Below are 16,019 nucleotides of genomic sequence, written 5' to 3' on the forward strand. Positions count from 1 at the left end.
GTTAACCGAATACTTACTATTTAACAGAGAATATTCAATTAAAAGTTCATCAAATCATTCAACGCTTCACTCATACTGGGGTGTGTAAAGACGAAATCGCGAAGGAATGTATAAGGCTGATCGGTCTTCATTGCCATGGCCACACTGTTGATTACCTCGCCGGATTCAGGGCCAAACAGAGTGCATCCCACAATCTGATCGGTATCTACATCTACCACCACCTTAAACAGGCCGACTGTATTTCCCAAAGTCCGTGCACGAGGAATAGCCGCTACAGGAAGTTTGTTGACTTTAATATTCAACCCCTTCCGCACGGCTTCCTCTTCACTCAATCCGATACGCGACAAAGGAGGGTCAATAAAGACAGAATAGCTCACCGGTTCACGGTCGTTCAGATTCCGTCCGCCATTGCCGAATAAATCTTCACGGATAATACGGTAATCGTCCAATGAGATATAAGTGAACTGCAAACCGCCCTTCACATCCCCTATCGCACGTATATTGGGATTGGTTGTCCTTAAATGCCCGTCTACAATGATAGCGCCACGCTCGTTTACCTTCACTCCAGCCACCTGTAAATTCAATCCGGCCGTATTCGGTTTTCTCCCTGTCGCCAACAATACGGCGTCAGCCTCCAATGAATGCAGTTCACTGCTAACCGCATCCCGATAGACTACTTTCCCTTCACGGATTGATTGCACTTTGGCATTCAGACAGAATACGATGCCTTTCTTTTCCAAAGTTTCCTTCACAGCGGATGCGATATCCCTGTCTTCTCTGGAGATTAACTCGGAATTGCCTTCCAGCACCACTACCTGCGAACCGAACGAAGCAAACATACTCGCAAACTCCAGACCGATATAACCGCCACCCACAATAATCAGCTTTTCGGGCAAATCCTTCAGTTCCATAATGGAAGTACTGGTATATACCAACGGATTATCCTTCACTCCATCGATAGGCGGAATAATAGTCTCCGCACCTGTATTGATATAAATCCGGGGAGCCTGCAATTGCAAGATCTCATCATGCATCACCACTTCCACCACATCTGTGCTTACAAAAGAACCAATACCTGTATAAACCGTAATATGGGGATTGTCTGCCAGATTATGATAATTTTTCTGACGCAAAAAAGAGGTTACCTCTTCTTTTTCAGCGATAGCCTGAGCATAATAGGCTTTCTTTTCTTCCCACGACGCCTTTACCGGAGCCAGCTTTGCCTGATGAACCAATGTTTTTGTAGGAATGCATCCAATATTGATGCAGGTACCTCCATACATCTCATCGGAACGCTCAATAACAGCCACCTTTTCATTTCTTTTGGCCAACTCAGCAGCCAGTGTTTTACCGCCTTTGCCAAAGCCTATTATTATTGCATCATACTGCTTCATAATCTTACTTGTTTTTAGTGGGGGATTATCCTTTATTTTGTTGTTTTAATATTGACCGGGCCGAATCCGAGAGTACCACCAATGCACCTGCCAGGATAGCCACATCTTTAATAACCAAACGACCGGCACCTGTCAGCAAGGGAAAACCATGTTCACCGCTTCCCAAATCGGGAACCCATACTTCGGGAGTCGTTACCAGAAAGGACAACGTTCCCAATGTCATTATAATAGCCAAACCTGCACCTATCAAACCGATTTTCGGAGAGAAAATACCCAAGAAGGTAAGAATGCCAATGGTCATAATCAAAATGCCCAATCCATGAGAAAAGCCATAGGTGTTATTCTCTTCATGCCACTGATGCTTGGCCTCATCAAACTCACCTTCTTTTAATTTATACTCTTTATATTCGGGAGCACTCTTAGTATAAAAGAAACTCATAAAAGGACTGTTGGCAACGAAAGGCACAATACCCTCGGCCTCATAGTTCCAGAATTTCAAACCACCAATCCACACGAATATCACCAGAATTGCCACGCGAATCAGGTTAATACCTAACTTTTGAGTGGAAGCTGCAATTGTCAGAAATGCAGTAAACAGGGAATTTAATCTTGCCATCATTTGCTTTAATTTTTAAGGGTTTAACTTACATTGCAAAGGTCGGCAGATTTTCCTCCCTGTGAAATGGCAATTATACCGTTTTAGTTTGCCATTATTCCTTCTTTCTCTTTTTTCCGGTATTCAGAAATACTTTCCTTTGCCATTTTTCGAAAGAAACGGCTGAAAGCAGCCAAGTCTTCAAAGCCTAATATCTCACCTATTTCTTTCGCACTCTTATTGGTGTAAAGCAACAAACGCTTGGCTTCGGCTTCTATCCTCTCATGTATGATACGCAACGGAGAAGGCAACCCATAGGCGGCAAACAGATTGGACAAGGTTTTGGGAGAGCGGTAGAGCATTTCGGCATAGTCCTGCACTTGTTTCTTTTCTTTATAATGATTGTCTACCAACACATAATACCGACGGATAATGTCAAAGCTCTTTTCTTTATCTTGTCCCACGTCTAATTTTTCACGGGCAATGCGGGTATAAGTGATTATAAAACGTTTCAGAATAATGCGGAGCATCTCTTCCTGCAAATTGTCTTTTATGCCGAATTCACCTGCAAATATATCAATGATGCTTTTCAATTGTTCCGACTGGGCCGCAGAGAGCTGCAAACGCATGATGTGGGACGAACCATGAAACAGGAAACCATTACATGACACTTCTTTGTCATGTCCGTAAATGCAATAAAAATTGCTGTTGAACAAGAAAGTGAGGTACTCACCTTCCACTCTTTTTACCTCAACATGATGCAAAGGAGTCAGCGATATTATTTCATCTTTTTCAAGGTGCATTACCACATGGTCTACTTCTATATCCAGCGTGCCACTTTGTACCCATACGAATTTATACAAGCTTTTATCACGCCGGAGAGCAGCATCCTCATGATAATGATACGTCATCGCTATATTGCCATTGAGCGGTGTATTAAAACGATATTCCATAATTCATAGTTTATTGTCGGTATAAATATACGCATACTTATTTAAATAAAAAAGAAGACAGGGCAAAAGATTTATGCCCTATCTTCTCCACTTGTTTACGAGAACATTTATTTAGAGTTTAATAAAGTGTCGTCAATCATCTTTTTCAGTTCAGGTTTCGGTAATGCTCCCTGTGTTACAGTCGGTTTTCCACTCTGAGGAATCCATAACAAAGTCGGTATGCTTCGTATGCCGAATGCACCGGCCAATTCTTCTTCCTTGTCTACATCTATCTTATAAATATAAACCTTTCCGGCATATTCTTTTGCCAACTCTTCCAATACGGGTGCCAATGCCTTGCAAGGGCCGCACCATGTAGCATAGAAATCAACAATAGCCGGTTTGTCACCTTCATATTTCCAGTCATTGGGATTGGCTTCATAGTTATATACCTTCTTCAAGAACTCTGCTTTGGTTAAATGAACAATTTCCATATTTTCTCCTTTCATGTTTTGGTTTTTACTTTCTTTATTGCCTGCACAAGCGGTTACTGTGAATAACAAGCCAAGGGCGGTAATGGTTGATTTTATTAATTTCATATTTATCTGTTTTTTATCTTTTTCTGATATTGCAAAGTTAATCGCTTTTCATCGCCTGAAAAATAGCAATTTCACCGTATAAGTTAGCCAAACTTCCCATTCTGCTCAAAATATCATAAAAAATCTTCTTCTGTGAGAACTTACTCGTGAAATTAATATTTGTTAATAAGGGAGTTTTTATACATAACTGTCTGATATTGTTTTACTTTTGTAAGAAGTCTGATAAAGAGTATAACATAAAGAGTCTATTTTCTGCTATGAATAATAAACACACAGCCACATCAAGGCAATTCTTTCAAACACTGACAATCTGCATTTGTCTGCTTTTTGCCGGTACATATTCTGCCAAAGCCTCTGACAGGGATCATAGGCAATATGATTATGTACTCATCTTAAACAGTTATAACGAATCCGCCCCCTGGAGTAACAGTATCACCTCTCCTATCATGCATAAAATATCCGAACTAAAAGATATTGATGCATACATTGAGCACCTAAATCTTTTTATGGTAAACGATTCTGTTATGGTAGACAGGTTTCCACAAATGCTTTTAAACAAGTATGGCAAAACTCCTCCCAAGCTGTTGGTCCTGCTGGGAAGTATGAGTATGATTTTCAGAGAAGAGATAAAGGAAATGTGGGGAGACGTGTCTATTTTAGTATGCGATTCCGACCCATACATATATACAGAAGAATATTACAGAAAACAAGATGTGACAACTCCTGAAAATAAAATTCATGTAGACAGTTTGAGAGATGATTACAATATCACCTTCATGCATACTCCGGCCTATCTGAAAGAAAGCGTAAAACTAATGACGCGCATGATTCCCAATATGAAAAAACTTATTTTTTTGGGAGACGGCATTTATCCTAACCCTGAATACAACAAGCAGTTAAAGAATATTATAGCCCGGGATTTTCCATATCTCCAATATCAATTTATCTCCTCTTATAATTATACGCTACCCGAATTGTATAATGCCTTAAGAAATGCCGACAAAGAAACCGGAGTTTTAGTATCCACATGGTTTGCGGAAACCTTAACCTCACAACAAATGTTGATAAACGCATACCGAAGCCTTTCCAGCATTTCTTCTCCCCTGTTCTCTATCCGCTATGCCGGTATGGACGACGGAGGCATGGTGGGCGGATATATGTATAATGAAAAGATATTTATCAATGAACTGCTCCGGAATGTCTCACAAATACTTAATGGAAAGCCGGCAAGGGAAATTCCTTTCTTTGTTCCTGCAGATGCTCATCCCACATTTAATTATACGACGCTGGTCAATAAAGGACTCAACCCTAAATTATGCCCTCAAAACAGCATATTTTATGATAAGCCGGAAAATTTCCTGAAGAAATATATATGGGTTATCACAGGAATATTCATCACACTTTTGCTGATAGCCCTTATCCAACAAAAACGCATACAAATGTTGAAAGAACTAAGAAGGGTTCAAAAGCAAGAATTCGAAAACCAAATCAAATATACAAACCTTATCGACAATATGCCTATTCTCTATATGAAAGAGAAAGTGATTAGAAATGAAAACGGGAATATTGTTGAAACAATTTTTTGTGACGTTAACCGTTTCTTTGAAACTTGTTTCAGGAAAAAAGAAAATATAATCGGGAAAAAGGGTTCCGAGCTATTTCCTGAATCCATGACAGAATTTACCCATTTTATGGAAACAGCTTTAAGAGAAAAGCGCTCCATCACATTCCCTTATTACTTTAAAGACGTAGACACTTTCTATGATATCGTGCTCAGCCCGTCTTTAGAAGAAGACACGATTGACATGTTCTGTCTTGACAGCACGGAGTTGCATAATGCACAACAAATGCTGAGTTCGACTAACCATAAATTATCTTTGGCACTGGAAATAGCCAATATCATACCCTGGAAATGGAATCTTAAAGAACACTCCATTCTATGCGACATCAATCGTCCAATCATTATGACTGCCATGCCGGGAGAAATCAAGGAAGAACAGTTGAGTGTATCGGATGAACAATACTTCTCTAAAATAATCAAAGAAGACCGTCCAAGGGTTATGCAGGCTTTTCACGATCTAATAGAAGGAAAAATCAATAAAGTCAAAGAAGAATACCGTGTACTGAACAAAGGAAAGAACGGAAGAAAAATTGATTGGGTGGAAGCACAGGCTACAATAGAGACAAGAGACGAGCAGAACAGGCCACTCACCCTGGTCGGCTCATCCTTAGTTATTACAGACAGGAAAAGGATGGAAGAGGAACTGATGTCGGCTAAAGACCGGGCAGAAGAATCCAACCGACTCAAATCTGCTTTCCTGGCCAATATGAGCCATGAAATCCGTACTCCTCTGAATGCCATTATCGGATTCTCCAATATTCTTGCCTCAACGGAAGAGGAACAGGAAAAACAGGAATATATCAATATTATTGAGAGTAATAATACACTGTTATTACAGCTTATCAGTGATATATTAGATTTATCCAAAATTGAAGCCGGAACTTTGGAGTTCAGTTACTCAAATATAGACCTCAATGATATGATAAAGGAAGTGGAGAACATCACCAAATGCCGGATGGAAGGAAGTGGGGTACAGCTCATTGCGGAAACTCCCCTCTCCTCATGTTTCATCCGTACGGAAAAAAACCGGCTCATGCAGGTTATCAATAACTTCCTCACAAACGCCATCAAGTTTACTCAAAAAGGAAGCATCACATTCGGATACGAGATACGCGATAAAATGCTATACTTCCATGTCACAGATACGGGATGCGGCATTCCTGCCAATAAAAAAGATTCTATATTCGGACGCTTCGTCAAATTGAACTCTTTTGCACAAGGCACAGGACTGGGGCTTTCCATCTGCCGGACAATCATAGAGCACATGAATGGAACGATAGGAGTGGAATCCGAGGAAGGGAAGGGTTCTACATTCTGGTTTACCATTCCTTATCAACCGGCCCGATTGAGCGAAAAAAAGGCTGAAGAATTCCAACCGATTACCGTTCAAAAAGACAAACTGACTATTTTGATAGCCGAAGATAACGAAAGTAACTATCGGTTGTTCCAGTCTATCCTACGGAAAGAATATTCTCTTATTCATGCCTGGGACGGTCAGGAAGCAATAGAAAAGTTTAAGGAACACCGGCCCCAAATCATCTTAATGGATATCAATATGCCGAGAATGGACGGTTACGAAGCAACAAAAGAAATAAGAAAGTTATCTGCTGATGTGCCTATCATTGCCATAACCGCTTTTGCTTATGCATCGGACGAACAAAGAGTACTGGAAAACGGGTTCGACGGATATATGTCCAAACCTATCAATGCACCGCTGCTAAAACAACAAATAGCATCCATCCTGCAAAAGAGAATCATATTCTTATAACCGATTCTCCCCGGACCGGCTTGTCTGCTTGTCCGGGGATGTTTTTTCCGCTTCTTCCTCAAAGATATTTCTTCTCAGGTAATATCTATTTTTGCAATTAAGCTTGCACAACAACTGTTTTTTTGTATCTTAGCCACAACAAAAGTTGCCATTAAAGTAACTTTCATAATGAGCGTTCTATTATTCGAGTATTAACCCTAAAAACAAATCACACTGCTTATGAAACAAAAGAATAAGATGTTATCCCACAAAGATGTAAAAACTCTATTCGAAACAAGATTAACCCAACTCACTTCATTGGCTGCGGAAAGCCGGAATGAGACTATTTTCAAGAATAAACTAAATGATTATTTATTATCTGCACACATTAAAAACCCTATTGCCGCTAAAAACATTGCAAGACTGATTGAAAATGACAGCAAAACGATATATGAATTATCTACAGAAAAAGAAATAGAGATAAAAACCATCTCACTGCTTTGGCAATTCTTGACAAACCGTATCACCGATGAAGAGACTTCCGTTGATTTATGGTTGGATTTATACCAACAGTTCCTACGCCTCTATCATGTTCCCAACAACATTCCGAATGAAAAACAGATACGTCAATGGATGAAACGTTGGCCCGGTGGCCTGAACGAAGATGTGCGTGCCATACGCAATGCAAACAAAGAACGAATCATCTCATTGCTCATTAAAAAGATAGAAAACCGTCATGCCCCCTCCAGCCGGTATGTGTTTCCCGAAGGAATCAATGATGAAGAAAAACGCCAATGGGTCAACCAATGGTGGAACGAAGCACGCTTCCATCTAGCCCTCGCCATCAAAAGCCCCACGGAACTGAACAAGATGTTGGGCAACTCCCTTTCGGAAGAAACAATGCAATTGTATCAGCAGGCACGTAAAAAAAGAATGCCTTTTTTCATCACCCCTTACTATCTTTCTTTATTAAACCCGACCGGCAAAGGGTATGATGATGCTGCCATACGCAGCTATATCCTATATTCACCACAATTAATCAACACCTATGGGAAAATTCATGCATGGGAAAAAGAGGATGTGGTGGAAGCCGGCAAACCAAATGCCGCCGGATGGCTGGTGCCCGACGGACATAACATTCATCGCCGTTATCCCGAAGTAGCCATCCTGATTCCCGATTCTATGGGACGCGCTTGCGGAGGACTATGTGCGTCTTGCCAACGTATGTATGATTTTCAAAGCGAACGCCTGAACTTTAATTTTGAGGAACTGAAGCCCAAGGAAAGTTGGGACAAACGCTTGCGGAAACTGATGGAATATTTTGAAAACGACACCCAACTGAGAGATATTCTGATTACGGGAGGCGATGCACTGATGAGCCAAAACAAGACATTACGCAACATATTGGAGGCTGTATATAAAATGGCGGTACGCAAAAGGAATGCCAACCTCAAACGTCCTGAAGGAGAAAAGTATGCAGAATTGCAACGTGTCCGTCTCGGTTCCCGCCTGCCCGTCTATCTGCCCATGCGCATCAATGAAGAGCTGATGGATATTCTGAAAGAATTCAAAACCAAAGCATCCGCCATAGGCATCAAGCAATTCTTGATACAGACTCATTTCCAGACACCTCTGGAAGTAACCCCCGAAGCCCAAGAAGCCATCCGCAAGATTCTGGCTGCCGGATGGACCATTACCAATCAATTGGTGTACAATGTGGCAGCATCACGCCGGGGGCATACAGCCAAGTTGCGCAAAGTATTGAATGAACTGGGAGTTATCTGCTACTATACATTCTCCGTCAAAGGATTTGAAGAAAATCATGCTGTCTTCACTCCCAACAGCCGTTCGTTGCAGGAACAGCACGAAGAGAAAATCTTGGGAAAGCTTAACAAGGAAGATGAGACTGAGTTTCTGACTCTGCTGAGAAGTAACAATGACCGGGCAACAGCCGTCAAAAAGTTCTACACGGAGAAAAACATACCTTTCGTAGCAACAGACCGGAGTGTGCTCAATCTGCCCGGAATAGGCAAAAGCATGACTTTTGTGATGGTAGGCATTACACCGGACGGCAAACGTATTCTGGAGTTTGACCATGACCACACACGTAAACACAGTCCCATTATTCATCAAATGGAAAAGGTTTTCATCAAAGAAAACAAATCCATCTACCAATATATGTTGCAACTTCGGGAAATGGGTGAAAATCCGGAAGAATATAACAGCATATGGAATTACACGGAAGGGGAAACTGAGCCGCGCTTCCCTCTGTACAATTACCCGGATGCAGAATTCAAGATAACCGAGACATACAGCAATCTGGGTATGGAACAAGAGTAATCCATGACTGCTGCCGGCAAATAACAAACGGAAGATGCCAAAACATTGATAACAGATTGCATCAGAAACGTTTTGGCATCCCCGTCTTTTCCTGCCCAAGTATCAACCGGACAGTCCTTCTTCTAGTTCGTAATCTTCACTCCTATGAAATAAGTCCGTGGCTGTGTGGGACCATAGAAATAACCGGAATCACGGAAACCTCCCTTATCCAAATCTTTTTGAAAAGCATTGAACAGATTCTGAACACCGCCATTCAACTGTAATTTGATATGATCATTCAGTACGAAAGTATAGTTCAGTTTCAGATTTAAATCAAAAAAATCGGGAGTATGCACCAACTCGTCTTTTCGGATATAACTGTATTCATAATTTTCGGGTATCACACTAAAGTCAGGAGCCAAATGAGGAACATGCATACGCCCCGTATATACACCCGACACCGACATATCAAAGTTCTTGAAGGGAGCACTGGTCAAAGTAAAATAACCATAATAATCGGGAGTACGTGGCATGAACTTGGTCGGCTCCACATTTTCGTCCTCACTCCAATTCTCGTATTTGGTATAACGGCTGCGCTGAACCGTAAAGCCCACTTGCAAAGCCACATCCCGTCCGTGAGCAAGTTTTCCGTCCAAGTTGACACCATATACACGGGCTCCATTACCATTACGACGCTCTTTAACGGTGTTCCCCTGTTCATCCTGTCCTATCTTTTCCAGCACAAACACATCGTCGAGCCCTGTATAGAAAGCTTCCAGCAAAAGGTTAGTCTGCCAATGCCCGATATTGGCCGTCCAATCCACAGAGCCGCTGAAGCTATTGGAATGTTCGGGCTTTAATCCATCCGCCAACTTTATCAGTACGCCTTCGCCTCCCACTGCGGTCACATGCAAATCTTCATCGTATGCCTGCGGAGCACGAAAACCGGTAGACCAGGTCAAACGAGCCTGAAACTTATCCGTCGGCTTATATAAAAGATTCACACGCGGACTGAAAATAGGATTGTCAATCAGGTTATGACTGTCCACACGGAAGCCTGCCAACAGAATAAAGCGGTTCATCTTCCATTCGTTCTGCACAAATCCGCCGGCAATACGCACGTCTTGTTTCATATCGCGGTGATAGCCCAACATGATGTCGTGCAAAGAGTTGTTTTGATATTCCATACCGGCGGTAAAGGTGGCCGGTGAGAAGAGAACTTTCTCAAAGTTACCGACATACATACCTCCGACAACCCAAGTCAGGTCTTTTGTCTTGCCGTATGCATCGGGATTCTGCTGTGCACCATAATAACTGTTACGGTCAGTATGCTGAACAGACGAGTAGAAGGACAGTTTATGTTTGTACTCCTTCCAGAAAATATCGTAACTCAGACCTCCGCTGTTAATTACATGCTTGGTCTGTTCTGTGATATCCGTTTCAAAAGGCTCCAAATCAAATTTGTTTCCTCCCCGGCGAAATTCATTCGTCGTGTGATATTCCAAACTGATTCTGCTGAACTGAGTAGGACGGTAATAAGTACGCAAGCCAAAGGTATTCATATTCAGCTTCCCCAATTCGGAGAATCCGTCTCCATCCGCATCATAGGGGTTGCGGTTGCGATATGACTGATAAAGGGCAATGCCGTAGGTGTTATCTTTAGATACTAACGAAGCATTGGCCCCCATATATTGTTCCCACACTTTGCCATTCATGTTCGACAGAGTGGAAGATACCTGGAATGAATTGCTTACCGGATCTTTCGTGATGATATTGATAGTGCCGCCCACAGCATTCGCACCAAACAAGGCAGAACCTCCCCCGCGCACCACTTCTACACGGTCAATCATATTCACCGGAATCTGCTCCAGCCCATACACACCCGACAATGCACTCACCACCGGACGACTATTAATCAGAATTTGAGAGTAAGGTCCTTCCAGTCCGTTGATACGCACTTGAGGGAAGCCGCAGTTCTGACAGTTGTTTTCCACACGAAGTCCCGACTGGTAATTCAGTGACTTGGCCAAGTCCGTAGAGTTTACGGTTTCAAAAAGTTTGGAGTTCATCACATTTACCACCACAGGCGCCACACGGCGGCTCACCTCATTCCGATTGGCAGAAACCACCACCTCATCGGTCAAAATACTGTCATCATTCATCAGAAAATGAATATCCACCGTAAAATCATTGCTTACGGTTACTTTCTTCTCCTGAGTCTCGTAGCCCAACAATTGCACGCGCAGCGTATATTTTCCTGCCGGGATTTTCTTAAAAACAAACTCTCCATTCTCGTCCGACACAGTTCCCTGCCCTGTTTCTACAATCAAAATAGTGGCATAAGGCAAACTCGCTTCCGTTCCTTTCTCTATTATGTGGCCGGAAATTACATTACCAACTTTCACAGGATTTACATCTTCAGCATGTACAGTCATACCCGCACCCATCACCATGAGTACGAGCAATAAAATATATTGTTTCATTATTAAGTTGTCTTATTGTTAAATTATAAATAAAAGGATTCCATAAGCTCCCTATATCGCTTATTAAAAAACTTCAGGAGCTTTTCAAAAAGCTTCAGGGACTTTTCAAAAAAGACCTTGACCTTTTTAGAAAACTTCAAGTTCTTTCAGACGAAAGACTTCGAACTTTCTGAAAAAGGCAATTGTCTTTTTCATACCAAATTTTAATATTTCAACAATAAGCAGGAGGGGCATGCAGGTGAACGCAATGCGTGTGAGGCGCAACAGCGCGGAAAGTATTCGTATTCAGCCCCAAGACATACAGCAAAGGACACTCCACAGTCACATTGCTTACCCCTGCCTCCGGTTCCGGCGTTTGATAGGAGCCTATGTGGGCGATGGTAATCACCTGTCCCGCAGTATGTGTATGGTGGTCGTCCGACGAAGGGTGAGAGTGTACAATCATCACACCGTTAATGATATGTACGTGAGTAAACATAGTAATGCTTACCTGGTACGTCAGAAACAGTGCCAGCAGAAACAACGGAGCCAATATGTACCTTCTCTTACTCAATTTCTCGGATGAAAAAATAATTGTTCTTCCATTTTATATTCCTGCAAAATCACTCTTTATCTTCTCCGAAGAGCAACTTGTAATCTCTTTTTGCCGCCGGAACAGTCCATTCTTCAGGGATGAATTTCCACTGATGCATGGCATGCGGATGCAAGCTCTTTTGCTGTTCGATATACTGCATCAGATAGTAGCGCAAATCTTTATCCGTTGCAAAAACAATGCGCTCAGACAAGTCCTCTTTTGCAATTCCGGCTCCTATGGTAAGTAAATCACCGCCACCATTACCACGATAAGAATTTAAAGCCACCTTATACCTCTTGTCCATATCGAACGGAGTACCGTCTGCCATGCTCAGGATATTTACCTTCTCGCCCCGGGGCTTTGTCACATCTACCGTATAATTAATGCCGGCAGCAGAATCAAAGTTGAAACTGTAATACTCAAAGTTAGCACGCTTACCCTCTTCTATCGGTTGCTTAAACAGCAACAAATGGTCATCAGCGCTTTTCATTTGATTGGTCCACATGGCATACGACATCTCCAAAAATCCTTTAATTTCTTTGCCGCTCAGTTCCATCACGTAGAGCATATTCTCATACTTATACAGATTGAACATATCACTCACCATAATTTCCCCTTCGGGAATTTCAGCCTTAAAAGAGAGTGGAGCACATAAAGAAATATCCGCTCCCGATATATCCAACTGCAATTTATGAATCAAATCTATAAACGGTGAAGAGCCGAAGTAGGCATCTTTGGTAGAAATCGTTCTGGAAATCGTTCCTATTTTCTGCGATACAAAATCATTAACAGCCTTATATTGCGGAGCGAAATGTGCCATAAACTCTTGACTGACCGGATACTTGTTCATATCCTCCAGCTTTCCATCAACCGATTTAGACACCACCTTCCCGTTCTTCAATTTCACTTTCAGTGTCACGTCAGATACCACATTCGCATTGCTTGCCGGATCTATTATCAGTACGCTATCTCCTTTTATATCAGCCACCTTTGTACAAGCACGGGCATGGTCATGCCCTATCAACACGATATCAAAGCCGGGCACTTTTTGAGCAATGTCCATAGAAGGATCTTCCACCACACTGCCAAGTACGTTGCCTGATTTTCCGGCATGAAACAAACCAATCAGCACATCGGGATTTTCTTTCTTCCGAATGATATCCACCCAATGGGCGGCAGATGCCTGCATATCCTCAAAATGAAGACCGCTCCACAGTTTTTCGGGCAGCCAAGAAGGAATGGCCGGAGTAATCATGCCCAGAATGGCAATCTTCACACCATCACGATTGATGATTTCGTAAGGCTTCAGATAAGGCTTACCTGTGGCATTGTCCACAATGTTGGCTCCCAATACGGGAAACTTACATTGCTTTATCCAACGGTCATAAACAGCATGTCCGGTTTCAACATCATGGTTTCCCATATTGCCCACTGCATACCCCATGAAGTTTTGTATCTCGGCTACCACATGAGTAGAAACCGTATCTATGAAATTGTAATAATACGCAGTGGGCTGCCCCTGAAGGATATCACCGTTATCTACCAAAATACAATTGTCTCCATATAACTTGCGCTGCTCCTTGACATAAGAATAAACACGCGCCAGACTCCCGTTCCACTCCTTTCTCTCTATAAAATTATAAGGAAAAAAATTACCGTGTACGTCACTCGTCTCTATTATTTTTATCTCTACCTCTTTCACATTATCAGCCGCCGTCAGCTTCATTCCGGCCCATAACAAAGCCGCCAAACATATTAAATATTTCATATTACATCTATTATTTTTCATTCAACGGATGAGTGAACACAAATCGTGCTCCTTCCTTATAGTTCTTATCTACCCAGATTTTACCACCCAAATTCTCCACAATCAGCTTGCAGATAGAGAGGCCCAAACCTGTACCCTGCGAATACTCATTCAACTTTTCAAACCGCTCAAAAATCCTTTCGCTTTTACCGGCAGGGATACCACATCCGGTATCTGTCACCGAGAACTCCAGACAGTTATCCTCTTTGTTTACCTTTATTGCCAGACGGATAAAACCGGAAGGTGTGAACTTACCGGCATTTGAAAGAAGATTAATCAACACCTGTTTCAACCGTTGCGCATCCGTCTTTAATATCAACGAAGACACCGGAGTTTGAAATTGATATATCGCCTGAGTACGACGAGCATATTCCGCTGTACTCAATGCCGTTTGACACAGCTCTACCACATCACACTCCTCTTCCACAAACTTAATACGCCCCGATTCCATGCGAGAAATATCAAGAATATCATTAATCAGATGAAGCAATAAATCGGAGTTTTTCTGAATAATATCACAATACTGTGCTTTCTCTTCACTTGTTGCATCATCGCCGACCAATACATTGGAAAAGCCGACAATGGCATTCAACGGTGTACGTATCTCATGACTCATATTAGCCAGAAATGCTGTTTTCAATCTGTTCGCCTCTTCTGCTTTCTCCTTGGCAACCAACAGTTCCTCACCGGATTTTTCCAAGTTATCCTTCAGATGATTGATGCGGACAATATAATATACGGCTATCAGAAAACAAGCTATCAGGAACATGAATGCTGCAACCACTCCAATCACCCAATATTTATATTGCTCATAAAATCCGGGAGTTTTATTAATCAACTCAGCACCTTTAGGCAAATTAATAGAATCCAATCCAAATTGATGCATCCGTTTCACATCAAACACATAATTACCGGGAACAGGCACAACGCCAGTCTCGCTGCCGGTCTCACCGTCCAGAAAATTATATGTGGCGCCGGCTATTTCTTTTCCCACCTTATGATAAACCGGAGTATAACCTCCCAACGCCCAATGGCCCAAACCGACAGATGCAATAGTAAAAACCGGCAACGTAGGATTAGCATCGCGCAACATATACGTTGTGTTGCCCATCACATAATTTTCCGTACAGTCTATGCGCCACGTACCCACAAGCACACAAACATCATTCGACAGATGACGTATTCTCTCACTGACCTCCAGAAAACTGCTGGTCCGACCGTCAAGCAACATCAGCTCCAGCTCGGGATATTTTTTCATCTCCTTCTTTACAAAGGCCTGCATGGAAAGACCACCATACGTGTTATCCGAGATAAATGCGACTTTCTTCATATTCGGATAAAAACGACGCATCAGTTCAATATTCTTGTCCACATTATACTGATAAACATAGCCTGAAACTATATTATAATCGGGAAAGTCTTTAAAGATATCTTTGCTATCGGGAGACCATTTCACCAAATCCACACTGTCTTCGGGCAGGACAACGGTATTCGCACTCACCATTCCGCACATGGCAGGAGTTTTCTTGGCTATCTCCGAATTCTGAGAGATGAAAGATGCCCACGCCTCCTGGCCCAATAATATAATCAGCGAAGGTGCCGCAGTACGTTCATATTTTTCAAGGATAGAAGCCATACGTTCTTTCCACAGGTGTGCCTCGGACAGGTTCTTGCAATTCATGCTTTCTATCGTAATGAGACGCTTTCCTCCCCGCAGTTTATACTCGTCCATAAAAGCAGACAAGTTGTCAGAAATACTACGTGTCTCAGGATTATAGGAAGTGATAATCAGAATCGTGCCGTCTGTAGTCACTTCAGCTTTTAACGGACGTGGAAATCCAACCGTAATCAGCATGACTAACAGTAGAAATCGGTATATCATTATCACTTTTTTCATTCTCTTTCAGAATAAATCTAAAAAATACAGGTGCAAAGATAATAAAATAAA

The 16,019-nt window shown here is 42.1% G+C and carries 10 protein-coding genes; 2 read left to right on the forward strand and 8 right to left on the reverse strand.

From position 1 onward, the window contains the following. Nucleotides 1–38: 38 nt before the first annotated feature. The 4 genes from HMPREF1534_RS10375 to trxA form a co-directional block, all read right to left on the reverse strand. Nucleotides 39–1,394 carry an FAD-dependent oxidoreductase gene (locus HMPREF1534_RS10375; RefSeq protein ID WP_005939776.1) on the reverse strand — a complete coding sequence of 452 codons (1,356 nt, stop codon included), beginning with the start codon at nt 1,392–1,394 and terminating at the stop codon, nt 39–41. A 25-nt stretch (nt 1,395–1,419) separates the two neighbouring features. Beyond that, nucleotides 1,420–2,013, reverse strand: a complete 594-nt coding sequence (locus HMPREF1534_RS10370) for a DUF417 family protein (RefSeq protein WP_018452507.1) — start codon at nt 2,011–2,013, stop codon at nt 1,420–1,422. Nucleotides 2,014–2,093: 80 nt separating this feature from the next. Beyond that, nucleotides 2,094–2,942 (reverse strand): AraC family transcriptional regulator, encoded by an 849-nt coding sequence (locus HMPREF1534_RS10365; RefSeq protein ID WP_005939781.1) that lies wholly within the window; start codon nt 2,940–2,942, stop codon nt 2,094–2,096. 107 nt (nt 2,943–3,049) lie between these two features. Continuing rightward, the gene (trxA, locus tag HMPREF1534_RS10360) at nt 3,050–3,520 is read right to left on the reverse strand and encodes a thioredoxin (protein WP_005939785.1); all 471 of its coding nucleotides are present in this window, start codon (nt 3,518–3,520) and stop codon (nt 3,050–3,052) included. Between the two features lie 257 nt (nt 3,521–3,777). Between trxA and HMPREF1534_RS10355 the strand changes: the two genes are divergently transcribed. Continuing rightward, a complete protein-coding gene (locus HMPREF1534_RS10355; protein ID WP_005939788.1) occupies nt 3,778–6,909 on the forward strand; it encodes an ATP-binding protein in 3,132 nt (1,043 codons plus the stop codon). A 219-nt stretch (nt 6,910–7,128) separates the two neighbouring features. After that, entirely contained in the window at nt 7,129–9,228 is a 2,100-nt protein-coding gene (locus tag HMPREF1534_RS10350; protein WP_005939791.1) for a KamA family radical SAM protein, read from the forward strand. A gap of 122 nt (nt 9,229–9,350) precedes the next feature. Here HMPREF1534_RS10350 and HMPREF1534_RS10345 read toward each other — a convergent pair whose 3' ends face one another. From HMPREF1534_RS10345 to HMPREF1534_RS10335, 4 genes are all read right to left on the reverse strand, one after another. Continuing rightward, entirely contained in the window at nt 9,351–11,690 is a 2,340-nt protein-coding gene (locus tag HMPREF1534_RS10345; RefSeq protein ID WP_005939794.1) for a TonB-dependent receptor, read from the reverse strand. Between the two features lie 211 nt (nt 11,691–11,901). After that, nucleotides 11,902–12,243 (reverse strand): hypothetical protein, encoded by a 342-nt coding sequence (locus tag HMPREF1534_RS0118970; protein ID WP_026231490.1) that lies wholly within the window; start codon nt 12,241–12,243, stop codon nt 11,902–11,904. A gap of 49 nt (nt 12,244–12,292) precedes the next feature. Next, nucleotides 12,293–14,032, reverse strand: a complete 1,740-nt coding sequence (locus HMPREF1534_RS10340) for a bifunctional metallophosphatase/5'-nucleotidase (RefSeq protein ID WP_005939800.1) — start codon at nt 14,030–14,032, stop codon at nt 12,293–12,295. Between the two features lie 10 nt (nt 14,033–14,042). Then, nucleotides 14,043–15,968 (reverse strand): sensor histidine kinase, encoded by a 1,926-nt coding sequence (locus tag HMPREF1534_RS10335; protein ID WP_018452510.1) that lies wholly within the window; start codon nt 15,966–15,968, stop codon nt 14,043–14,045. Between the last annotated feature and the right edge of the window lie 51 nt (nt 15,969–16,019).

This window comes from Phocaeicola massiliensis B84634 = Timone 84634 = DSM 17679 = JCM 13223, from assembly GCF_000382445.1.
GTDB lineage: Bacteria > Bacteroidota > Bacteroidia > Bacteroidales > Bacteroidaceae > Phocaeicola > Phocaeicola massiliensis.

Excerpts from the sequence above, each read along its gene's own strand:
- HMPREF1534_RS10340 (WP_005939800.1), bottom strand. The coding sequence starts at position 14,032 with ATGAAATATTTAATATGTTTGGCGGCTTTGTTATGGGCCGGAATGAAG.
- trxA (WP_005939785.1), bottom strand. The coding sequence starts at position 3,520 with ATGAAATTAATAAAATCAACCATTACCGCCCTTGGCTTGTTATTCACA.
- HMPREF1534_RS10365 (WP_005939781.1), bottom strand. The coding sequence starts at position 2,942 with ATGGAATATCGTTTTAATACACCGCTCAATGGCAATATAGCGATGACG.
- HMPREF1534_RS10350 (WP_005939791.1), top strand. The coding sequence starts at position 7,129 with ATGAAACAAAAGAATAAGATGTTATCCCACAAAGATGTAAAAACTCTA.
- HMPREF1534_RS10345 (WP_005939794.1), bottom strand. The coding sequence starts at position 11,690 with ATGAAACAATATATTTTATTGCTCGTACTCATGGTGATGGGTGCGGGT.
- HMPREF1534_RS10335 (WP_018452510.1), bottom strand. The coding sequence starts at position 15,968 with ATGAAAAAAGTGATAATGATATACCGATTTCTACTGTTAGTCATGCTG.
- HMPREF1534_RS10355 (WP_005939788.1), top strand. The coding sequence starts at position 3,778 with ATGAATAATAAACACACAGCCACATCAAGGCAATTCTTTCAAACACTG.
- HMPREF1534_RS10370 (WP_018452507.1), bottom strand. The coding sequence starts at position 2,013 with ATGATGGCAAGATTAAATTCCCTGTTTACTGCATTTCTGACAATTGCA.
- HMPREF1534_RS10375 (WP_005939776.1), bottom strand. The coding sequence starts at position 1,394 with ATGAAGCAGTATGATGCAATAATAATAGGCTTTGGCAAAGGCGGTAAA.